We start from the raw sequence: 21,527 nt of genomic DNA on the forward strand, positions 1-21,527 counted from the left end.
GAGGAGGAGTGCCATGAAAAAGAAGAATCTGCTCGTATCCTGCGCGTTGCTTGCGCTCGCCGTTCCGTTCGCCGCGCATGCGGCAGGCTGCGGTAAACCGCGCAGCGCGTTCGATCAGGTGTACTGCAGCAGCAACGAGTTCTCGCAGCTCGACCGCGAGTTGAACGACGAGTACGCCCGCGTGCGCAAGCAGTTGAGCGGCGACCAGCAGGCGAAGCTGAAGACGGGCCAGCTCGCGTGGATGAAGCAGCGCGACGACCGCTGCAGCGAAACGCGCGACGACGGCTACCTCGTGAACCTGCAATGCGCGATCGATGCGACGCAATCCCGCCTGTCGTTCCTGCGCGAACGCGAGCGCGAGTGCGCGAGCACCGGGTGCGTGACGGCGAAGCTCGGGGAGTAAGGGCTGACCGGGTGCCGTGCCGTGAGTCGATTCGCGGCGCGGTACCTTCTTTCGTGCACCATTCGTCATTCGGCAATCCGATGGCACATCGATCACATCGAACATGACGACGATCGACATCCGCGCCGCAACGCCCCTCGATGCACCGGCCATCGCCGACATCCACGTCGCATCGTGGCGCGCCACCTACCCTGGCATCGTGCCTGCCTCGTACCTCGCCGGTCTGTCGGTCGAACAGCGCACCACCGTCTGGCGCGAGGTGCTCGACGCCGAACAGTCACGCGTCGCACTCGCGTTCACGGAAGGCGAGCTCCGGGGCTGGATCAACTATGGTCCGACGCGCGACACCGACAAGGATTCCACCTGGGGCGAAATCGGCGCGATCTATCTGCATCCGTCGCATTGCGGCCGGGGAATCGGGGCCGCGCTGGTCGCCCATGCGCGCCGATCACTGCACGACGCGGGGCATCGGTGGGTATCGCTGTGGGTCCTCGTCGAAAATCGTCGGGCGAAGGCATTCTACGAACGCGAAGGTTTCGTCGCCGAGCGCGACGCCAAGACGTTCGAGATCGACGGTGTGCCGATCGAAGAGATCCGCTATTGGCGTGCGCTTCCCTAGCCACGCCCTCGGTTCATTTCCCGTCGGGTTTGCCGCCGCCCCGCGGCGAAGTCACGCGTCGCGCCGTCACAGAAACCACCGATACTCCCGCGCCCCGATCTCGTTGCGAAAATCCAGCTCCTCCTGACGCTTGTTCTCGCAATACACCATCACGAATTCACTGCCGAGCCCTTCCCGCACGGCCGCGTGATCCTGCATCGCCGCGACGGCCGACAGCATCTCCTTCGGAAAATCGATCCCGCTGCCGCGATCATCATTGAGCGGCGCGATCGGCTCGATCCGCGCGTCGAGCCCGTGCTCCATCCCGCTGAGGATCGCCGCGAGCACGAGGTACGGATTCGCATCCGCGCTCGCGAGCCGATGCTCGATCCGCAGATTGCGCGCATCCGATTCCGGAATCCGGATGCACGCATCGCGATCCTCGAAGCCCCAACTTGCACGGCTCGCCGCGTTCACCATCGACCCATAGCGCCGGAACGCATTGTGATTCGGCGCGAACACCGGCATGCAGTGCGGCAGCAGCTCGAGGCACCCGGCCACCGCATGCCGCAGCGGCCGCTGCCCGTCCGCGGCGAGCAGGTTGCGGCCCGCGTCGTCGTACAGGCTCACGTGCACGTGCATCCCGCTGCCCGGCGCATGCAGATACGGCTTGCCCATGAAGCTCGCGCGATAGCCGTGCCGCAACGCGACGCCGCGCGTGCTGCGGCAGAACAGCGCCGACCAGTCGGCCGCGCGCAACGCATCGTCGGTGTGTCCGAAGTTGATCTCGAACTGGCCGGGCCCGAGCTCGGCCGTGATCACGGTCGCGTCGACGCCCTGCTCGCACGCGGCCTCGACCATCTCGTGCAGCACGTCGGAAAACCGCGACAGGCGTTCGATGTGCATGTTCGGCTGGTCGTCGCGGTCGTCGCTCAAGCGATCGCGCGGATACTGCGGCATCCCGTCCGCGAGCTGCGCGGCGAACAGATAGAACTCGAGCTCGAACGCGACGACCGGCCGGATGCCGCGTGCCGCGAACCGCCGCAGCACGCGTGCCAGCACCTCGCGCGGCTCGAACTCGATCGGCGCATCCGTGCCGTCGGAGCTGATCAGCATCTGCGCGAGCGGCTGCCGCTCCCAGCGCACCGGCTTCAGCGTGCCGGGAATCAGGCGACGCGGCGCATCCGGGTCGCCGTCGTTGAAACAGTAGTCGCCGATCTTGTAGAGGCCGCCCTGCGTGCCGAGCAGCACGCAGTTCTGCGGCAGCTTCAGCAGCGAACCCGACGCGACCTTCTCGAGCGCATCGATCGGATAGCGCTTGCCGTAGAAATGGCCCGGCAGGTCGAGACAGATCAGGTCGACATAACGGATCTCGGGATGCGCCTGCCGGAATGCGCGGATTTCATCGACCAGCACGGGAACGACGTCAGCCATGTCTCATCCTTTCCATGTCTTGTATGGCGGTGCCGCGGCGCGGCGAACCGGACTCATCGGCATGCGGCACGTCACATGCCCGCTATCGCTCAGTACTGCAAACCGGCAGCACGGCGCGACGACCCGTCGCGCCGCTGTCCGACAAACTCAGGTGAACACCCAGATCACGCGTGCCGGCACATCGCTCAGGTTCGCGTAACGAAACCGCTTGTGCGCGGGAAGCTGAAATGCGTCGTTCGGGCCGAGCGTGACGGGCGTGTCGTCGCCGTCGATCCAGATCGTCAGCTCGCCTTCGAGCACGAAGCCGCCCTGCTCGTCGCTGTCGTCGACGGAGCGCTCGCCGCTGCTCGCGCCGGGCGCGAGATGGCTCTCCAGGATCGAGAAGCGCGAACGCATGTTCGGCGACACGAGGATGTCCGTGATGCCGGCCGCGTAATACACGGTGCGCCGCTCGTCGGGCCGCGTGACCCACGGCACGCTGCGCGGTTTGCTGAGGCTGTAGAAATACGTGGTCGGCACGCCGAGCGCCTCGCCGATCGCGGTGAGATCCGCGACCGTCGGACGCGACAGCCCGCGCTCGACCTGCGACAGAAAGCCGACGGAGCGGCCGATCCGTTCCGCGAGATCGTTGAGCGTGACCTTGCGATGCTTGCGCAGATCGCGGATCAGGATCGCCAGACTTTCTATCTCTTCCTGTTCGTTCATGATGGATTCCGGTGCGTCAGACGGTATCGCGCAAACGGTACCAGGCCTTGCCCATCGCTTCCAGCGGCGCGGCGAGGCGATCGCCGCCGGGGAAGCGCGGGTTGCGGATGCGCTGGTACTGCGCGAGCAGGCGGTCGTCGCCGAGCACGGCATCGGCGACCGCGCGCGCGCCGGCAAGCGTCGGCAACACGCCATGCCCCGAGAAGCCCTGCAGCCAGAAGCGCTGGCCGCGACGTCCGATGTCCGGCGTGCGTCGCATGCTGATGTCGATGTGGCCGCCCCACGCGTAGTCGAGCGGTACGCCGGCCAGTTGCGGGAACACGCGTTCGAGGTGCGGGCGCGTCGCGGCCGCGATGTCGGCCGGAATCCCGCCGAGATACGTGCAGCCGCCGCCGAACAGCAGGCGATTGTCGGGGCTCAGGCGGAAGTAGTCGGGCACGAACTGGTTGTCGATCACGCAACTGTTCCGCGGCAGCAGCGAGCGTGCGACGTCCGGCGCGAGCGGCGCGGTCGCGACCTGGTAGGTGCCGACGGGCAGCAACCGGCGCGACAGTTCGCGATCGAGCCGGTCGACATACGCATTGCACGCGAGCACCAGCACATCCGCGCGCACCTCGCCGTGCGCGGTGCGGGCAACGTGACCGCCCGCGGTCTCGCGACAGTCGAGCACGCGGCTTTGCTCGAAGATGCGTCCGCCGGCCCGTTCGATCGTCTGCGCGAGACCGAGCGCGAGCTTCAGCGGATTCAGATGGCCGGCCTCGGGATCGTGGAGCGCGGCAAGATAGCGCGCGCTGCCGATCCACTCGGGCATCTCGTCCGGCCCGATCACGCGCAGCCGGTCGTAGCCCCAGCGCTGCGCGGCCTCGTCGCGGGCCTGCGCGAGCATCGCGACGCGACGCGGCCGCACCGCGGCCCATAGGCTGCCGGGCCGGTAGTCGATGTCGAAGCCGTGCCGCGCGGGCAGTTCGCGCACTTCGGCCGCGGCCCAGCGCATGCTGTCCCACAGCACGCGCGCGCCGTCGCGGCCGAGCGAATCCTCGAGCGGCTGCATGTCGCACGACCAGCCGAGCAGCGCCTGCCCGCCGTTGCGGCCCGATGCGGCCCACGCGACGCGGCTCGCCTCGAGCACGACCACGCGCTTGCCCGCAAGCGCGAGGCGCAACGCCGTGTGCAGCCCGCTGAAGCCCGCGCCGACGACCAGCACGTCGGCGTCGATGCGTTCGTCCAGTTCGGGCCGCCGCGGAATCGGCGCCGGGTAAGTGCCGGCGTAGTAGCTTGCGACGTGACGGTCGGACTGCACGAACATGCGGACTCCCGTGAAATTCTCGCCGGATAATTTCATGAAAAATTAGCACGGCAATTTCACGAGAGCAAGCGGGAGAATGAGGGCGCGCGTCGTCGGATAAATGAAAGCATCGCCGGGTGCCGGCATGGCGCTTGCGCCTGTCGTCCATACTTTTTCCATGCGCGGCCGGCACCGACGTTGCGTAGGCAACGACCGGCTGATCGCGCAAGGGCACCGGCAGCGCGGCGTGATCATGTGTTCGGAAGCCGTGGGGTGGCGCTGTCATCGGCGCATCGTGTCCGACTACCTGATCGCGCGCGGCGAGACGGTGCTGCACATCATGAGCCCGAATCGCGTGGAGCCCGCGCACATCACGGCCGGCGCGGTGATCCGGGACGACGGAACGATCGTCTACCCGGACGTCGAAGGCGATGCGCCGGCAGACGAAGCCGGCGCGCAACCGAACGCGTGACGCGACAGCGACGCGCGCACGCGATGCCGTGACGGCATGAAAGCGCGAAGGTGCGTCATGCCCGATGCAACACCCACGTCGATCGGCCGCGCCCGCTGCGCGCCCGATACACGGCACGCTCGCTCCGCTTTGCGCCGCTGCGATCCTGCATTACCATCGTGCGTCCACCGCGCGTACCCGCGCGCCCCGCCACCTCTGTGCTCCCGCACCGATGCTCGCTCTCATCATCATCGCCGGCCTGTGGGCCGGCCTGCAGAACGCCCTCGCGGGCGGCGGCTCATTCGTCACGCTGCCCGCGCTGATCGTGTCGGGGATGTCGCCGCTCGCGGCGAACATCACGTCGACGGTCGCGCTGTTCCCCGGCCAGGTCACGACGGGCTGGGCGAGCCGGAACATGGTGCGCGGCGCGGGCAAGCTGCCCTTTCGCGCGCTGTTCGCGATCAGCGTGGTCGGCGGCGCGCTCGGCGGCCTGCTGCTGCTGAAAACCCCGTCGTCGATCTTCTCGCACCTCGTGCCGTGGCTCGTGCTGTTCGCGACGGTCGTGTTCGCATGGGGCAGTTTCTTCCGCAAGCCCGGCGCCGGCACGCAGCATATCGGCCCCGTCACCGCCGCGATCTCGCAATTCCTGATCGCGATCTACGGCGGCTACTTCGGCGGAGGCATCGGATTCCTGATGATGGCCGCGCTGACGATGGCGGGCCTGTCGCCGCGTCACGCGATGTCGACGAAGAATGCGCTCGCGGGCGTGATGAACGCGTCGGCGGTCGTGCTGTTCCTGACCTCGCCGCATCTGCACTGGCGCGAGGCCCTCGCGCTCGGCGGCGGCGCGATCGTCGGCGGCCTGCTCGGTGCGTGGGCGCTGCACCGCGTGAACGAACGCGTGCTGCGGATCGCGATCGTCTGCATCGGCGCCGCGCTGACCGTCGGGCTGTTCGCCAAGCCGATCTGACGCACGCGCGCCGTCGGCCGCGACGAACGCGCAATCGACGTGCAAGCGTCCGTGCGGCGAGCGACGGCGGAGTAACGCGCCAAACTCGATGTCGCGGGCGCTTCGGGGCGGCTTGCGCGCCCCGCGCTTCAATGCCCGCAGGCGTGTGCGTTCAACTTCAACCGAACGGCCGCACGCCGATCAGCGGGCCATGCAGGAACAGCGCGAAGACGGCCCATACGACGAGCCCGGCGACGATCGTCACGGCATCGCCCGACAGCCTGCCGGCCGGATAGCGGACGCCGTCGCGGCGATCGCGCGCGCGCCACACGACGAAATCGACCAGCGACCACACGAAGAATGCGCCGAACAGCACCACCGCATGCAGCGTGCCGTTCGCGAGCAGGTGCGCGACCGCCCAGACCATCACGCCGGCCACCATCGGATGGCCGACGAGCGTCTTGATGCGGTTGCGCGGCACGTAGGCCGCGGCGATCAGCACGAATGCGATCGCGGTCAGCATGCCGGTGAGATGGCGAACGCCGACGGGCGACACCCACAGCAGCGTCCCGCCCTGGCGCGCGACGCCGTAACCCCAGATGATCAGCACGAAGCCGACGATCGACGCGAGCGCATAAGGGCCCTTCCAGCGTTTCTCGCCGATCCGCTCGATGGTCGCGGATCGCCAGCCGTCCGCGACGATCCGAATCGAATGCACACCGAGGAAGATCGCTAAACCGAGAATCAGGACGAGCATCGGCTATCTCCGTCTGGAACGATGAGTGGGGAATCATTCGCGCGGCTTTCGATGCGCCGTTCGCGAGGCCGGCGGCGAGACCGGCTCGGGGTCGCGCCGGGCACGGACGCGATCGCGCCGATCATAAACGCCGGGGCCGCCGTTGTGAAGCAGGCGGAACATGCGGTGCGTCAAACCCGGCGCTTGCGCGCACCCGCGGTGGATCGAAAGAAAGAAAGGAAAAGGAAATGCGCCGCCGTACGCTCAGCGCCCGGTGCTACGTGCGCTTGCGCGTCGCTTCCGGTTTCGGCGCCGGCTTCGACTTCGGCCGCGCCTTGCGCTTCGGCGCCCCCGCCAGCAGCGCCGCGCGATACGCGCCGCGACACCAGTCGAACAGCGCGCCCGCGTCCTCGAGCACGTCGGCCGGCGTTTCGTAATAGCCCTCGAGCGCAACGGTGCGCGTGGGACGCTCATACGAGAACGGCCCCATCCCCGCCGCGACGAACGCGGGACGGTTCACGTCGTCGACGCGCAAAAACAGCGACCCGCGCGACATGAAGCCGAACATCACGCCGTCGAGCCGCATCGCGGCGCCGCTGAAGAACCGCACGACCTGTACGTTGCCGAGCGGCGCGAGCCGATACGCGATCTCCTCGCCGTGCGCCTTCTCCGATTGCCAGCTCATGCGGGCTCCGTGCAGCGCTGCGTCCAAACGTCGAGTTCCGCGTCGTCGAAACCGACGGCCGCCGCGCTTTCGCGGATCTGCCGCCACGTCGCACGATCGACCGGAATGCCGTCCGCGCCACGCGCGGCGCGGCTCGCCTCCTCCGGCTCGCCGGGCATCCGCACCGGCGCATCGCCCGCCTGCGGCGACGCCTTTGCCCATTCGACGAACGCATCGGCTTCGCGCTCCGCGTCGGCCGCGTCGAACGCGTTCGGATCGATCAGCACCGACAGCATCCCGTTGACGATCGCGCTCGTCTTCTGCAGCGTGCCGCCGTAGGTCGTATGCCCGCCGACCAGCGCGCCGCCGAAGATTTCGCACATCGCCGCCAGCGCATAACCCTTGTGCAGTCCGAACGGCAGCAGCGAGCCGAACGGCTGCTCGTGCATGACGGCCGGATCGTCGGTCGGCTGGCCGCGATGATCGATCAGCGACCCGGCCGGCACGCGCTTGCGCTGGTTGTATGCCACCCGCGTCTTGCCGTACGCGATCGCGCTCGTCGCGAAATCGAGCAGCAGCGGCGGCCGGCCCGCGCGCGGATACGCGGCGCAGAACGGATTCGTGCCGAAACGCGGATCGGTGCCGTGCAGCGGCGCGACGAGCAGATCGCCCGGCACGTTGACGAAATGGAACGACACGAGCCCCGAGCGCGCGCACTGCTCGGCCCAGTGCCCGATGCGGCCGAGGTGATGGACGTCGCGCAGCCCGAGCGCGCAGATGCCCATGCGTCGCGCGCGCTCGATCCCTTCGACCATCGCCTCGAACGCGATCACCTGGCCGAAGCCGCGCCCGCCGTCGATCGTGAGCACCGCGCCGCCGTCGCGGACGATCGACGCGTGCCCGTTCAACCGCAACTGCCCCTCCCGCCACGACGCCACGTAGTTCGGGATCATCCCGATCCCGTGCGAATCGTGACCCGCCAGATTCGCGCCGACCAGATGATCGGCAACGAGCCGCGCCTCGCGCTCGCTGCTGCCGGCACGCTCCCAGAGTGCCGCGACGAATGCATGCAGCGGTTCGGCGCGCATGCGCAGCGGGTCGGTATCGGAGGTCGGCAGCGCGGTCATCGGCAAGGCTCCGTGAGGTCGAGGTGAATCCGGTTGAATCCGTTCGGGTCGGGCAGCGCGAACGCTCAGCGCGCGGACGCGATCACGTCCGCCACCGCGGCGGTCAGCTTCTTTGCGTACGGCACGTGCAGGAACTCGTTCGGGCCGTGCGCATTCGACTTCGGCCCGAGCACGCCGCACACCATGAACTGCGCGGACGGGAAGCCGGCCTGCAGCACGTTCATCAGCGGGATCGTACCGCCGAGGCCCATGTACGCGCAGTCCGCGCCGAAGTGGCGGCGCGACGCGGCGTCGAGCGACGACGCGAGCCACGGCGCGAGATCCGGCGCGCTCCAGCCGGTCGCGGCGCCCGCGTCCGGCTTGAACGTGACCTTCGCGTTGTACGGCGGATCGAGTTCGAGCAGGTCCTTCAACTGCTGCACGGCCTGTGCGGCGTCGACGAGCGGCGGCAGGCGCAGCGACAGCTTGAACGCGGTGCGCGGACGCAGCACGTTGCCCGCGTCGGCGAGCGCCGGCAGGCCGGCCGCGCCCGTCACCGACAGCGACGGACGCCACGTCGAATTCAGCAGCGCCTCGCGCGGATCGGTCGTGGTCGGCAGCACCGGCTTGCCGTCCGCACCGCATGCCCACGGCAGCCCCTTCCACACGGCGTCGCCGAGGATCGCGGCGGCCGCGTCGGCTTCGCGCACGCGGCTGTCTGGAATCTCGCAATGAAACACGCCGGGCAGCAGGTTGCCGTTCTTCGCATCTTCCAGGCGCTCGAACAGCTGGCGCATCACGCGGAAGCTCGACGGCGCGATGCCGCCGAAGACGCCGGAGTGAACGCCTTCCTCGAGCACCTCGACCTGCAGGTCGCCGGACACCAGCCCGCGCAGCGACGTCGTGAGCCACATCTGGTCGTAGTTGCCGGCGCCCGAATCGAGGCACACGACGAGCGACACCTGGCCGAGCCGGTCGCGCAGCGCGTCGACGTACGGCAGCAGGTCGTAGCTGCCCGACTCCTCGCAGGTCTCGATCAGGCCGACGCAGCGCGGCCGTTCGACGCCCTGCTCGTCGAGCGCGCCGAGCGCCGCGAGGCTCGCGTAGATCGCGTAGCCGTCGTCCGCGCCGCCGCGGCCGTACAGCTTGCCGTTCTCGAACTTCGGCGTCCACGGGCCGAGGTCCGCGCGCCAGCCGTCGAATTCGGGCTGCTTGTCGAGGTGGCCGTACAGCAGGATCGTGTCGGTGCTGCCCGAGCGTGTCGCGGGCGTTTCGAAGAAGATCACCGGCGTGCGGCCGGGCAAACGCACGATCTCGAGCTTCAGGCCTTTCACCGGCTGGCGTTCGGCCCATTGCGCGGCATCGGTGACGACCCGCTCGAGATAGCCGCGCTTCGCCCAGTCGGGGTCGAACGCGGGACTCTTGGCGGGGATCGCGATGTAGTCGGTCAGTGCGTGAAGAATTTCATCGTTCCACTTGCGCTCGACGAAGGTAACGAGCTTGTCATGGTCGAGGACGGGGGTAGTGTCGACGGAGGTCATGGTGGGGTGCCTGGATAGGGCTGACGAAACACCGGATGATACGCCGACGCCCCCGCTCCCGGGGGCGCTTTCCGTGGCCGTATTCAGGGCCCGTTCCCGCAGCGTTTCACACGCACGCCGAACGCGACTTCGACCGTGATGCCGCGGCCGTCGGCAATCGCACCGATGCATCGTCATCGGCATCACCGTTCGGTAGAAACAATCACTGGCGCCGGCAAGCGCATTTCAAGCGCTCGATAATAACCGACTAATTCAATCAGGGTTTCCCGAGTCATTCAGCCCGTCAATTGAATTAACCAGTTCGGCAAAAAATCGATTATCCGTTCCATTTTCGAGATACTGCACCGTCACCCGCGAACACGACCCGAACCGGCCCAGGCCCGCCGCCCGGCCTCATACGCCCCCATCCGTTCGCACCATGACATTTCATCTTCTTCAATGATGATGATCAATATTCAAGATATTAAATTGCATCGTTTACTCTTATTGAAACTCAATTAAGAGATAAGATGCTGTCGTTCAATAAAGCGACGGACCATTCCGGATTCGTCGACACGGCGCCGGGCCGCGCCACCTCAACTGCATCACGATCATTCAAGGAGCCTCGCATGTCCGATGCCAGCTCGTCTTCCTCCCGTTCCACCGCCGCGCCAGCCGCGACCACCGCGCCGAAAATCGGCGTCATCCCCGCCACGCTGATGGTCGCGGGCAACATGATGGGCTCCGGCGTCTTCATGCTGCCCGCGAACCTCGCCGCCACCGGCGGCATCGCGATCTTCGGCTGGCTGATCACCGTCGTCGGCGCCGTGTCGCTCGCGCTGGTGTTCGCGAAGCTCGCGGCGATCGACCCGGCCGCCGGCGGCCCGTATGCATACGCGCGCAAGTCGTTCGGCCCGTACATCGGCTACCAGACCAACCTGATCTACTGGCTCGCGAACGTGCTCGGCAACGTCGGCCTCGCGGTCGCCGGCCTCGGCTATCTCACGCACTTCTTCCCGATGCTGCGCGACCCGCTGGTATTCGCGCTCGCGCAGATCTTCGTGATCTGGCTGTTCACCTACGCGAACATCCTCGGGCCGAACGTGGTCGGCCGCGTGCAGTCGGTCACGACGATCTTCGCGCTCGTGCCGATCCTCGGGATGGCCGTGTTCGGCTGGTTCTGGTTCAGCAAGGACGTGTACTTCGCCGGCTGGAACGTGTCGGGCGCGAGCAGCGTCGGCGCGATCGGCGCGACGCTGAACTTCACGCTGTGGGCGTTCATCGGCGTCGAGAGCGCGTCGGTGTCGGCCGGTGTCGTCGAAAACCCGTCGCGCAACGTGCCGATCGCAACCGTCGGCGGCGTCGTGCTCGCGGCCGTCTGCTACGTGCTCAGCTCGACCGTGATCATGGGGATGATCCCGAACAAGGCGCTGCTCGCATCGAGCGCGCCGTTCGCGGATGCCGCGCGCCTCGCGCTCGGCGACACCGCCGCGAACGCGGTCGCGATCTGCGCGGCGCTCGGCTGCCTCGGCTCGCTCGCGGGCTGGACGCTGCTGGTCGGCCAGACCGCGAAGGCCGCGGCCGACGACGGCCTGTTCGCCGGCGTGTTCGCCCGCGTCAACTCGAAGAACGTGCCGTCGGCCGGCCTCGCGATCGTCGCGGTCATCATGTCGGTGCAGGTGCTCGCGACGATGTCGCCGAGCGCGAGCGAGCAGTTCGGCAAGATCGCGTCGATCGCCGTGATCATGACGCTCCTGCCGTACATCTACTCGTGCATTGCGATCAAGGTGCTCGGCTACGGCAAGATGCCGTCGCACCAGTTCACCTTCTACACGATCGTCGGCCTGATCGGCGCCGTCTACGCGCTGTGGGCGATGGTCGGCTCCGACGGCCAGCAGACGCGCTGGTCGCTGATCTTCGTGATCGCGACGATCGTGTTCTACGAGCTGTCGATCAACCGTCAGCGCGAAATCGAGGAAACCCATATCCATCCGGGCGGCCGCTCGCCGCGCTGGGTGCGCTACCTCGCGCTCGGCGTCACCATCGTCGCGCTCGTCGCGACCTTCTGGATCTCCGTGGGCCGACACACGGCCGACATCCTTCACGCACGCTCGCCGGCCGCGGGCGTCCAGGCAACCCAGCAAACGGGGGAATAACCCATGACCGCTTCCTTGACCCAACCGGCGTTCCGCCGCCTCGGCATGAAGGCGCTGCTCGTGCAGCACGACATCGACGAACGCACGGCGACCGGACGCGCGGCCACCGCGCTCGTCGAAGAATTGCGCATGCGGCTCGTCGACGTCGTCATCGCGACCTCCGCCGAAGACGCGCGCGCGGTGGTCGACGCCGATCCCGCGATCCAGTGCCTGCTGCTCAACTGGGAGCTCGGCAACGATCCCGCCCATGTGCCCGCGCAGGCCGTGCTCGACGCGATGCGCGCGCGCAATGCGACGGTGCCGGTGTTCCTGCTCGCGAGCCGCGCGAGCGCGGCCGCGATTCCCGTCGACGCGATGCGCAAGGCCGACGACTTCATCTGGATGCTGGAAGACACCACCGCGTTCATCGGCGGGCGGATCGTCGCCGCGATCGAACGCTACCGCGAAACCGTGCTGCCGCCGATGTTCCGCGCGCTCGCGCAGTTCTCGCGCGTGTACGAATACTCGTGGCACACGCCGGGCCACACGGGCGGCACCGCATTCCTGAAATCGCCGGTCGGCCGCGCGTACTTCGAATTCTTCGGCGAGGCGCTGTTCCGCTCCGACCTGTCGATCTCGGTCGGCGAACTCGGCTCGCTGCTCGACCACTCCGGTCCGATCGGCGAAAGCGAACGCTACGCGGCGCGCGTGTTCGGCGCGCACCGCACGTATCACGTGACCAACGGCTCGTCGATGTCGAACCGCGTGATCCTGATGGCGAGCGTCACGCGCAACCAGGTCGCGCTGTGCGACCGCAACTGCCACAAGTCGGCCGAGCACGCGATGACGATGTCCGGCGCGATTCCGACTTACCTGATCCCGTCACGCAACCATTACGGGATCATCGGGCCGATCATGCCGGAACGGCTCACGGCCGCCGCCGTGCGCCTCGCGATCGACGCGAACCCGCTGGTGCGCGGGCGCGACGGCATCGATCCGACGCCCGTGCATGCGCTGATCACGAACTCGACGTACGACGGCCTCTGCTACAACGTCGCGCGCGTCGAGGAACTGCTCGGCCAGAGCGTCGACCGATTGCATTTCGACGAAGCATGGTACGGCTATGCGCGCTTCAACCCGATCTACCGCGATCGTCACGCGATGCACGGCGATCCGGCGCAGCACGACGCCAGCAAGCCGACCGTGTTCGCGACGCAGTCGACGCACAAGCTGCTCGCCGCGCTGTCGCAGGCGTCGTTCATCCACGTCCGCGACGGCCGCAATCCGATCGAGCATGCACGCTTCAACGAGGCATACATGATGCATGCGTCGACGTCGCCGAACTACGCGATCATCGCGTCGAACGACGTGAGCGCCGCGATGATGGACGGCCCCGGCGGCGAGGCGCTGACGACCGACGCGATCCGCGAGGCCGTGTCGTTCCGCCGGATGCTCGCGCGGCTGCATGCGGAATGCGAGGAGAACGACGACTGGTTCTTCAACGGCTGGCAGCCGGACACCGTGGTCGACCGCAAGACGGGCCGGCGCGTGCCGTTCCATGAAGCGGACGAAACGCTGCTCGCCACCGATCCGTCGTGCTGGGTGCTGCATCCGGGCGAGACGTGGCACGGCTTCGGCGAGATCGAGGACGACTACTGCATGCTCGATCCGATCAAGGTGTCGATCGTCACGCCTGGCGTCGCGCCGCACGGCGGGCTGATGCCGGTCGGCATTCCGGCGTCGGTCGTCACCGCGTATCTGGACCGGCACGGGATCGTCGTCGAGAAGACGACCGACTTCACGATCCTGTTCCTGTTCTCGCTCGGCGTGACGAAGGGCAAGTGGGGCACGCTCGTCAACACGCTGCTCGACTTCAAGCGCGACTACGACGCGAACGCGCCGCTCGAACAGGCGCTGCCGGACCTCGTCGCGCGCTATCCGGACCGCTACGGCAAGCTCGGCCTGCGCGAACTGTGCGACCTGATGTTCAGCGCGATGAGCGACCTGAAGACGACCGAGATGATGTCGCGCGGCTTCTCGACGCTGCCGCAGCCCGACTTCAGCCCGGCCGAGGCGTTCGAACATCTCGTGCACAACGACATCGAGATGCTGGAGCTGTCGGAGATGGAAGGCCGCACCGTCGCGACGGGCGTCGTGCCCTATCCGCCCGGCATTCCGCTGCTGATGCCTGGCGAGAACGCGGGGCCGGCCGACGGCCCGCTGCTCGGCTACCTGAAGGCGCTCGAGCAGTACGACCTGCGCTTCCCCGGCTTCACGCACGACACGCATGGCGTCGAAGTCGAGGACGGCGTGTACCGGATCGCGTGCATCAAGGAAACCGCGCGCGACACGAACACGCGCTGAGCATGCGCGCCGCGACGCCGCGCCGGCAGAATGCGGCCGGCGTCGCGATGCGTGACGACCCGCCGGTCATGCCGGCAACCGGCCGACCCACGCGGCAAGCTGCGCTTCGCCTTCTTCGTCGAGCTTGCCCTTCAGTTCTCCGTACCAAGGTGCGATCGCGTCGGCCGGCTGCGTGGCCTTCAGGATCTCGAAACTGTTCTCGAGGAACGACGCAAAGAACGGAATGCCGCGCATGTAGAGGAAGGTCGAATCGGTGATGCGCACGTGGCCGTATACGTCGCGCACCCACGCGAGATGCGGCAGCGCCTCGCGCAGGTGGCCGCTTTGCATCAGCGCGGAAATGAAGTTCACGCGCGCGGCGACGTCGGATTGCTCGCGCGTGTCGTGATTGACCTCGGCGGCCTTCTGCATCCACGCTTCGCCGCGCTCCACTTCGTCGCACATCACCGAGGTCGTCGCGAGCTGCACCGCGTTGTGCGCGCTCGGCTCGCGGTCGAACAGCGCGAGCCAGTACGGAAACGCTTCACGGTAACGCTTCATCGCCGAATACGACAGCGCGCACAGGCGCGCCGCATCGGCCAGCCGCTCCGCATGCGGCGCGGCGGACGCGATCGCGGCTTCGTGCCGGCCGGCCTGGAATGCCTTCAACGCGGACGCGAGCTCCGGCGCGATGTCGGGGCCGTTCCGATCGTTCGCGCCTTCGGATGCGTCCGGTGCGTCATTCGCGGACGGCGCGGGCGTCGCCGCTTCATCACGCGGTTTCTTTCCGAACAGCTTTCCCAGCAGGCCCATGGCGATTGTCCTTGTCGTTGTGATGGATGAATGGCGGCTGGTCGCAGCGGCGCAGGAAGCGCGGCGCGCGTGAACCGGATCGCCGCACGGCGACCGCCATCTTACGCGCGCTCGAAGTCGGCAGGAAGCGAACGACGACCGGGCGCCGCCGTGGCGAAGGAAGACGCGACGCTCACGCGTCCGTGGGCCTCACGCCGCGATCCATCCCGCGCCGGTACGCGGCAGGACTCGTCGCCGCGACGCGCCGGAAATGCCGGCGCAACGACTCCTCGGAACCGAACCCCGCGCGCGCGGCAATCTGCGCGAGCGACAGCCCGGGATGCGCTTCGAGCATGTCCTTCGCGACGTTCACGCGCTCGCGGATCAGCCACGCGAGCGGCGACATCCCCGTCGCGTCCGCGAACTGACGCTGCAGCGTGCGCGTGCTCATCGCCGCCTGCGCGGCCAGCGACGCGAGCGTGTGCGGCTCGGCCGCATGCGCGCGCATCCAGTCGATCAGCTTCGCGAGCCGGTCGCTGCCGCCCGGTGCGACCGGTCGCGGCACGAACTGCGCCTGGCCGCCGTCGCGATGCGGCGGCAGCACGAGGCGCTGCGCGACGCGGTTCGCGATCGCGCCGCCGTGGTCGCGGCGCACGAGATGCAGCAGCATGTCGAGCCCCGCCGCCGAGCCGGCCGACGTGACGATCTGCCCTTCGTCGACGTACAGCGCGTCGGGATTCACGCGCAGCGCCGGATAGCGCGCCTGCAGGCGCTCGGCGTAGCGCCAGTGCGTCGTGACGGTGAGCCCGTCGAGCACGCCGGCCGCCGCGAGCACGAACACGCCCGAGCAGATCGAACAGAGCCGCGCGCCACGGCGATGCGCGGCGCGCAGCTTCTTCAGCAGCGGTTCCGGCGGCGGCTCGTCCGGATCGCGCCAGCCGGGAATCACGATGGTGTCCGCGCGATCGAGCATCGCGAGCCGGTACGGCGCGGCAACCGTGATGCCGCCCGCCGCGCGCACGGGGCCCGGCTCGCTCGCGCAGACCGCGAAGCGATACCAGTCGACGCCGAGTTCCGGGCGTTCGAGCGCGAACAGTTCGACCACGCAGCCGAATTCGAAGGTGCAGAGGCGATCGTAGGCGAGCGCGACGACGAGATGATTGTGCATGGCGCGATGTTACCGGAACTTGTCGATCGCGCCACTGCCGCGATGGCCGCCGAACCGCGATACTGCCCTTCATCCCGGCGCATTCCGCGCCGCCCTTCAGGAGCGCCTTTCATGTCTTACGTCACCGACGTCCCCGCCGCCGACAGCGCCGCCGCCCTCGCGCACTTCGAAGCGTCGCTGCGCTTCGAGACCGATTGCTGGGACGTGCACGACGCGCTCGCGTCCGGCGCGCCCGATTTCGTGCTGCTCGACGTCCGGGGTCCGGAGCAGTTTGCCGCCGGCCACGTGCCCGGCGCGCGCAACCTGCCGCACCGCAAGATCGTCGCCGGCAAGCTCGCCGACCATCCGGCCGACACGCTGTTCGTCGTCTACTGCGCCGGCCCGCACTGCAACGGCGCCGCGCGCGCGGCGATCCGGCTCGCGCGCCTCGGCCGCCCGGTGAAGCTGATGATCGGCGGCGTCACGGGCTGGCTCGACGAAGGTTTCGCGTTGTGCAACGAAGCGCAGCCGGAGGAAGTCGCGACGCGCTGATCGTCATTAAAAACGCAACAATCAATTGCCGGCACGCAAACGGAAAAAGCGCGACAATCGGCCACATTGCAGTTCGGATGGAGCAGCAACATGGAACACGCAGTCCCGATTCAGATGGCCGGCTCGGTCGCGGCGATCGCGCTCTATTTTCTTCCGGCCATCGTCGCCGACCGGCGCGCCAGGCACGACAAGCTGACGATCGCAATGTTCAACGCCCTGTTCGCGTGGACGGGCATCGGCTGGCTGATGACGCTCTACTGGGCATGCCAGCCGAACCCGCAAACCGACGTCGCGCAAACCATCCTCGCGAAGCGCCGCGGCATCAGCATGCGGACCTTCTCGGCCGGCCTCGTCGAACGCGTGCAGCGCCGCGTCGCCGCCCAGGAGCAATGGGCCGAGAAGCAAGGTTGCCGCTAGGCCGTCCCGCTGTTCTCCTTACCTCGCCGCTTCGAACTTCGGCATCCTGACGTTGGTCGAGGCCCGGTAGTCCCACACCAGCCTGTCGCGCGGCGTCTCACCGCCCGCGCGCAACCACGCCCCGAACGCCCCCGCCGTCACCGCCCGCGCGATCCGCTCGCCCGGGCAGCCGTGCGGCCCCGTGCCGAACCCGAAGTTCGGCCCCGGCGCGCGGCCCGGCAACAATCGGTTCGGCTCGCGATGCACGGCCGGATCGCGGTTCGCCGCCGCGAGCACGACCAGGATGGCCGCACCGGCATCGACGGTCACGCCTTCGATCGTCGTGCGCGACGCGACGAAGCGGCGCGTGTTCTGCACCGGCGCATCGAAGCGACCGATCTCGGCGACGAACGCGTCGAGCGTCGCGGCATCCGGCAGCGTGCGTTCGGCGCCGGTTGCGTCCCACGCGACCAGCACATTGCCGAGCCACGCGGCCGTCGCCTCGCACGTCTGCGACAGCAACCCGACGAGATTCGCGACGAGCGCGCCGCTTGCGTGCCAGCCCGCGGCACCGGCCGCCTGCTGAATCGCCGCGACCCATGAGCCGTCCTGCGCGCGTGTGCGCGCGACGCGCTCCGTCATCCGGTCGAGCAGCTGCCGCGCGGCCTCGCTCGCGCGGGCCAGCGCCGCGTCGTCCGACAGCGGCGACAGCGCGGCGACGAAGTCGACGACCAGCGCAGCGATATCGTCGAGTTGCGCGTCGTCGAAGCCGAGCAGATCGGCGACCGCGCAAACGGGCACCGTCAGGCACCACGCGTTCAGTGCATCGGCGTCATGCGGTGCGCGCAGCCGGCGGCCGGCAAGTTGCGCGGCTCGCTCGCGCAACGCGTCGACGTCGATCGGCGCGAACGCCGCGCGCAGCGCCTGCTTCGGCACGTCGTGCCGCAATGCGCCGTCGTTCATGCGCACCAGGTCGCCGAACAGCGCGCCCGCCGTCGTCCCGCGCAACGCGGGCGGCACCGGCGCATCGAGCGGCCTGACGCGGCACGCCGGGTGACCGAGCACGGCCGTCACGCTCGCCGCCCGGCTCGCGACCCACAGGCCGAGCGAGGCGTCGAACGCGAGCGGTGGCCCGTCGACGAGCGTCGAGTAGTACGGGTAGGGATCGCGGTGCGTGACCGCGGCAATCGGATTGGTCGGGTTCATGCGTGCAGTATCGGCGCGTCGGGCCGCCGCATGTTTCGGGTTGACGTGAAATGTCGCGGATGTCGCGGTCACGCCCACGCCTGCACTGCGGGCTGATGCGACGCAGCAGTCGGCCGCCGGCAAGCGGCGTCGTGACGGACGTGGCCTCAGGCTGCCGAACGGTAGCGGTGCGCCTGCATGCGCAGGCGGACGCGCCCGGCGGAAATCGCACGCGGTTCGGGCACCACCGTTTCGTGATGAAACATTTCCTGCCGGAAGTGGCCGCCATCGTCGAACCACTGGCAGATGAGCCAGTCGGCATCGTCGAACACGACCGGCCCGGCATACGTGACCGTCATGCGCGGCCCGCCGGTTTTCAGCGTCACGACATCGCCGACGCGAAAGCCGTTGCTGTGATTTTCTCGGATTTTCATCGCTCTCTCGATTTTTTATATATTCATTTTCCGGCGGCCCGCTGACAGGTCTTTCGGATACGCGGCAGATTACCAATCCAATAAATAACCGGCAACTCCCGAATACGCCAAAACATCGACCTGAAAATCGCAACGATACGCGGCAGCGGTTCGCGCGGCGGGCTTCTGACACCATATTCGGCGCGGCTTGCGCGCCGAATATGGTCAAACAGCCGGAATGCGGAGAATAAACGATGAATTTCGCGCCGTCATCGAACTTCAAATCGGCGGCGGTTTCGATTGATTACTGTCAATCGGTTTTCGGCTGGAAACGTTCCCACGTTTTATCGGCGCTCATTGTTCGAACCGGACGGGCGAATTGTCCGGCGCCGAAAACCAGCGATTGAGGTCGCGCCCGGGCACCGCCGCCTGCGTGAACGTGAACGTGCCGTCGCGCGCCATTTCCGTCGCGGCGCGCAGGAACGCGCCGAATGCGACCCGCGCCAGCGCGCCGCCGACGCTGACGCGCTTCACGCCGAGCGCCGCGAGCGCCTCGAGGCTCAGCAACCCGCCCTGCAGCCCCATCACGACGTTGACCGGCGCGCCGACCGCGCGCGTGATCGCCGCGATCTCGTCGGGATCGGTCACGCCCGGTGCGTAGAGCACGTCGGCGCCGGCGTCGCGGTACGCGACCAGCCGCGCGATCGTGTCGGCAAGGTCGGGACGGCCATGCAGGTAGTTTTCGCAGCGCGCGGTCAGCGTGAACGGAAACCGCAGCGAGCGCGCCGCGTCGACCGCCGCCGCGATGCGCTCGACCGCCAGGTCGTGCGGGTAGATCGGCGCGTCGGCACGGCCGGTCGCATCCTCGATCGAGCCGCCCACCGCACCGGCGTCGGCCGCCAGGCGAATCGTCTCGGCGACCGCGTCGGGCGCGTCGCCGAAGCCGTTCTCGAGATCGGCGCTGACCGGCAGGCCGCCCGCGGCGACGATCTCGGCGATGTGGCCGAGCATCTCGTCGCGGTCGATCGCGTTGTCGGGCCGCCCCCTCGAAAAGGCGAAGCCGGCGCTCGTGGTGGCAAGCGATTCGAAGCCGGCCATCGCGAGCAGCCGGGCGGAACCGGCATCCCACGGGTTCGGGATGATGAAGGCCCCGGGGCGCGTGTGCAGCGCGCGGAAGGTTTCGGCCTGGCGGAACTGCACGTTGGAATCGGACATTGCGGTCTCCTCGGAATGGAGACGTCAGCATACGCGCGCGCGATACCGCGACGGTTCAGCGCGCGGTGAAATATCGACGTGGATGCCGGGGCCTCGCGCGCGGCGCGGCGTGCCGCCAGTCACGCCGCCGTGCGGCTACACGACGTACGCGCCCTTCGCATGCAGTTCCGCTTCCGTACGCTCGAGCGCCGCGATCGCATCGCTGCCTTCCATCGCCAGCAACTGCGCGACCAGCGCCTCGGCCATCGCATGCGCGGCGACCAGCGACGGAAAGAACGACGGGCTGTCGTGCGTGAAGATCAGCTGCGCGTCCGCATGCAGCGCGATCGGCGACACCGCGCTGTCCGTGATCGCGACGATCTTGCTGCCCTGCGCCTTCGCCGCCTGCGCGACACGCGTCGCTTCCGCGGAATACGGCGCGAAACTGATGATCACCGTCACGCTCTGCTTCGCGATCGTGCGCAGCTCCATCTCGAGCGAGCCGGCGACGCCGTTGAGCAACGACACGGTCGGCCGGAACAGCCGATAGCCGTATACGAATCCGAACGCGACCGGATAGCAGGACCGAAACCCCGCGACGTGCACGTGCGACGCCTTGCGGATCAGTTTCGCGGCGTCGGCGAGCGCGTGCTCGTTCTGTGCGGCGGTGGCGACGAGGTTGTGCTGCTGGGCGGCAAGCAGATCGTGCGCGAGCGACGCCTTCGCGTCGGGCCGCACGAGCGAACGCGCACGCTGCGTGAGCGGCTCGGGACGCGCGCGCACGCGCGCGACGCACAGGTCGCGCAGCTCGTTCCAGCCGGGGAAACCGAATTGCTGCGCGAGCCGCACGAGCGACGCGGGCTGAACCTGCGCGCGCTGCGCGACCTTGCGCATCGACGAGGTGGCAACCTCGTCGGGATGATCGAGCAGAAATGCAGCGCCCGCCTGGAATTGCGGGCTCAGTTCGGAAAATTGCGCCCGGATCCGGGACGCGAGTTCATCGAAATTGGCAGCCATCTTGGTGAGAACGGGAACCGGTCGTCCATGGTATCACCGGCCCCGTCCGCACCGGTGCACCGGTCAGCGCAGCACTTCGACGTGATCGGCGTCGACCTTCACCTTGCCCGACCACTTGCGCTCGAACTCGCCGGTCAGCTTCACTTCGCTCTTGTCGCTGACGGGCTGGCCGGCCGCCCACAGCTTCTTGTCGATCTCGACGCGGATCGTGCCGGTTGCATCGGCGAACTCGTAGTCCTCGCCGCCGGTGTGCTTGACGATGCGCCCCTGCAGTTGCACGTGCTGGTCGTCCTTGCCGTTCGCGAGCAGTTCCTTCACGGTCGTCGTGGTCAGCGTGGACGGCCCCGTGTATTCCGCGTAGACGGCGGCGGGCAGCACGGCGAGCGCGATCGCCAGGATTCTCGTCAGGTGTTTCATGATCTCGTTCCTCCATTTTTTCGAGTGCGTCGCGCTCCCGTTGAACGCGACGGCCCCGAGATTACGGAGCGTAAGATTAAGCAAA

General features: G+C 68.1%; 22 protein-coding genes and 1 pseudogene. 8 read left to right on the forward strand and 15 right to left on the reverse strand.

All coding sequences use genetic code 11. The features are described 5' to 3' along the window. Nucleotides 1-13: 13 nt before the first annotated feature. Together WS45_RS07465 and WS45_RS07470 are read left to right on the forward strand one after the other, a co-directional pair. A complete protein-coding gene (locus tag WS45_RS07465; protein ID WP_059699127.1) occupies nt 14-403 on the forward strand; it encodes a lysozyme inhibitor LprI family protein in 390 nt (129 codons plus the stop codon). A 103-nt stretch (nt 404-506) separates the two neighbouring features. Continuing rightward, complete coding sequence (locus WS45_RS07470; RefSeq protein ID WP_082721866.1) at nt 507-1,022, forward strand: GNAT family N-acetyltransferase; 516 nt, start codon at nt 507-509, stop codon at nt 1,020-1,022. Nucleotides 1,023-1,088: 66 nt separating this feature from the next. Here the strand turns inward: WS45_RS07470 and WS45_RS07475 are convergent, their stop codons facing one another. The 3 genes from WS45_RS07475 to WS45_RS07485 all read right to left on the reverse strand — a co-directional run bounded on the left by WS45_RS07475 (nt 1,089) and on the right by WS45_RS07485 (nt 4,446). Continuing rightward, nucleotides 1,089-2,435 carry a glutamine synthetase family protein gene (locus WS45_RS07475; protein WP_059699131.1) on the reverse strand — a complete coding sequence of 449 codons (1,347 nt, stop codon included), beginning with the start codon at nt 2,433-2,435 and terminating at the stop codon, nt 1,089-1,091. Between the two features lie 147 nt (nt 2,436-2,582). After that, on the reverse strand, nt 2,583-3,140 hold the full coding sequence (locus WS45_RS07480; protein WP_059526860.1) for a helix-turn-helix domain-containing protein: 558 nt from the start codon (nt 3,138-3,140) through the stop codon (nt 2,583-2,585). A gap of 16 nt (nt 3,141-3,156) precedes the next feature. Beyond that, the gene (locus WS45_RS07485) at nt 3,157-4,446 is read right to left on the reverse strand and encodes an NAD(P)/FAD-dependent oxidoreductase (RefSeq protein WP_059699133.1); all 1,290 of its coding nucleotides are present in this window, start codon (nt 4,444-4,446) and stop codon (nt 3,157-3,159) included. 184 nt (nt 4,447-4,630) lie between these two features. Here WS45_RS07485 and WS45_RS07490 point away from each other — a divergent pair. Next, nucleotides 4,631-4,897 (forward strand): annotated as a pseudogene (locus WS45_RS07490) (DUF488 family protein); the annotation flags it as partial. Nucleotides 4,898-5,108: 211 nt separating this feature from the next. Beyond that, nucleotides 5,109-5,846 (forward strand): sulfite exporter TauE/SafE family protein, encoded by a 738-nt coding sequence (locus WS45_RS07495; protein WP_059526866.1) that lies wholly within the window; start codon nt 5,109-5,111, stop codon nt 5,844-5,846. Between the two features lie 157 nt (nt 5,847-6,003). On the opposite strand, the gene WS45_RS07500 is transcribed toward WS45_RS07495, so the two are convergent. The 5 genes from WS45_RS07500 to WS45_RS35605 all read right to left on the reverse strand — a co-directional run bounded on the left by WS45_RS07500 (nt 6,004) and on the right by WS45_RS35605 (nt 10,587). Then, entirely contained in the window at nt 6,004-6,582 is a 579-nt protein-coding gene (locus WS45_RS07500) for an NnrU family protein (protein ID WP_059526870.1), read from the reverse strand. Between the two features lie 256 nt (nt 6,583-6,838). Next, on the reverse strand, nt 6,839-7,246 hold the full coding sequence (locus WS45_RS07505; protein WP_059527237.1) for a TfoX/Sxy family protein: 408 nt from the start codon (nt 7,244-7,246) through the stop codon (nt 6,839-6,841). Further along, nucleotides 7,243-8,352: a malate/lactate/ureidoglycolate dehydrogenase gene (locus WS45_RS07510; RefSeq protein WP_059526873.1), complete on the reverse strand. Its 1,110-nt coding sequence runs from the start codon at nt 8,350-8,352 to the stop codon at nt 7,243-7,245. Before WS45_RS07510 ends, WS45_RS07505 begins: the two co-directional genes overlap by 4 nt. Nucleotides 8,353-8,417: 65 nt before the next feature. Then, entirely contained in the window at nt 8,418-9,872 is a 1,455-nt protein-coding gene (locus tag WS45_RS07515; RefSeq protein ID WP_059699136.1) for a M20 family metallopeptidase, read from the reverse strand. A gap of 493 nt (nt 9,873-10,365) precedes the next feature. Further along, nucleotides 10,366-10,587, reverse strand: coding sequence for a hypothetical protein (locus WS45_RS35605; protein ID WP_179950359.1), 222 nt, complete (start codon nt 10,585-10,587; stop codon nt 10,366-10,368). Here WS45_RS35605 and adiC point away from each other — a divergent pair. Both adiC and WS45_RS07525 read left to right on the forward strand, forming a co-directional pair. Then, nucleotides 10,481-12,007, forward strand: a complete 1,527-nt coding sequence (gene adiC, locus WS45_RS07520; protein WP_059699137.1) for an arginine/agmatine antiporter — start codon at nt 10,481-10,483, stop codon at nt 12,005-12,007. The two genes, WS45_RS35605 and adiC, sit on opposite strands and share 107 nt — an antisense overlap. 3 nt (nt 12,008-12,010) lie before the next feature. Next, nucleotides 12,011-14,350, forward strand: a complete 2,340-nt coding sequence (locus WS45_RS07525) for an Orn/Lys/Arg decarboxylase N-terminal domain-containing protein (protein ID WP_059699139.1) — start codon at nt 12,011-12,013, stop codon at nt 14,348-14,350. A 66-nt stretch (nt 14,351-14,416) separates the two neighbouring features. Here the strand turns inward: WS45_RS07525 and WS45_RS07530 are convergent, their stop codons facing one another. After that, a complete protein-coding gene (locus WS45_RS07530) occupies nt 14,417-15,142 on the reverse strand; it encodes a hypothetical protein (protein WP_059699141.1) in 726 nt (241 codons plus the stop codon). 172 nt (nt 15,143-15,314) lie between these two features. Then, the gene (gene ftrA, locus WS45_RS07535; RefSeq protein WP_059526889.1) at nt 15,315-16,289 is read right to left on the reverse strand and encodes a transcriptional regulator FtrA; all 975 of its coding nucleotides are present in this window, start codon (nt 16,287-16,289) and stop codon (nt 15,315-15,317) included. 111 nt (nt 16,290-16,400) lie between these two features. Here ftrA and WS45_RS07540 point away from each other — a divergent pair, with 111 nt between their 5' ends. After that, nucleotides 16,401-16,820, forward strand: a complete 420-nt coding sequence (locus WS45_RS07540) for a rhodanese-like domain-containing protein (RefSeq protein WP_059699143.1) — start codon at nt 16,401-16,403, stop codon at nt 16,818-16,820. A 90-nt stretch (nt 16,821-16,910) separates the two neighbouring features. Beyond that, nucleotides 16,911-17,237: a superinfection immunity protein gene (locus tag WS45_RS07545; RefSeq protein ID WP_059526895.1), complete on the forward strand. Its 327-nt coding sequence runs from the start codon at nt 16,911-16,913 to the stop codon at nt 17,235-17,237. 18 nt (nt 17,238-17,255) lie between these two features. Here WS45_RS07545 and WS45_RS07550 read toward each other — a convergent pair whose 3' ends face one another. The 5 genes from WS45_RS07550 to WS45_RS07570 form a co-directional block, all read right to left on the reverse strand. Next, nucleotides 17,256-18,422: a cytochrome P450 gene (locus WS45_RS07550; RefSeq protein WP_059699280.1), complete on the reverse strand. Its 1,167-nt coding sequence runs from the start codon at nt 18,420-18,422 to the stop codon at nt 17,256-17,258. A 146-nt stretch (nt 18,423-18,568) separates the two neighbouring features. After that, complete coding sequence (locus WS45_RS07555) at nt 18,569-18,835, reverse strand: YodC family protein (RefSeq protein ID WP_059526900.1); 267 nt, start codon at nt 18,833-18,835, stop codon at nt 18,569-18,571. Nucleotides 18,836-19,168: 333 nt separating this feature from the next. After that, nucleotides 19,169-20,029: an isocitrate lyase/PEP mutase family protein gene (locus tag WS45_RS07560; RefSeq protein ID WP_059699145.1), complete on the reverse strand. Its 861-nt coding sequence runs from the start codon at nt 20,027-20,029 to the stop codon at nt 19,169-19,171. A 135-nt stretch (nt 20,030-20,164) separates the two neighbouring features. Continuing rightward, nucleotides 20,165-21,025, reverse strand: coding sequence for a MurR/RpiR family transcriptional regulator (locus WS45_RS07565; protein WP_059526906.1), 861 nt, complete (start codon nt 21,023-21,025; stop codon nt 20,165-20,167). Nucleotides 21,026-21,088: 63 nt separating this feature from the next. After that, nucleotides 21,089-21,442, reverse strand: coding sequence for a YgiW/YdeI family stress tolerance OB fold protein (locus WS45_RS07570; protein ID WP_059526909.1), 354 nt, complete (start codon nt 21,440-21,442; stop codon nt 21,089-21,091). Nucleotides 21,443-21,527: the final 85 nt, after the last annotated feature.

This window comes from Burkholderia sp. RF2-non_BP3, assembly GCF_001522185.1.
GTDB lineage: Bacteria > Pseudomonadota > Gammaproteobacteria > Burkholderiales > Burkholderiaceae > Burkholderia > Burkholderia diffusa.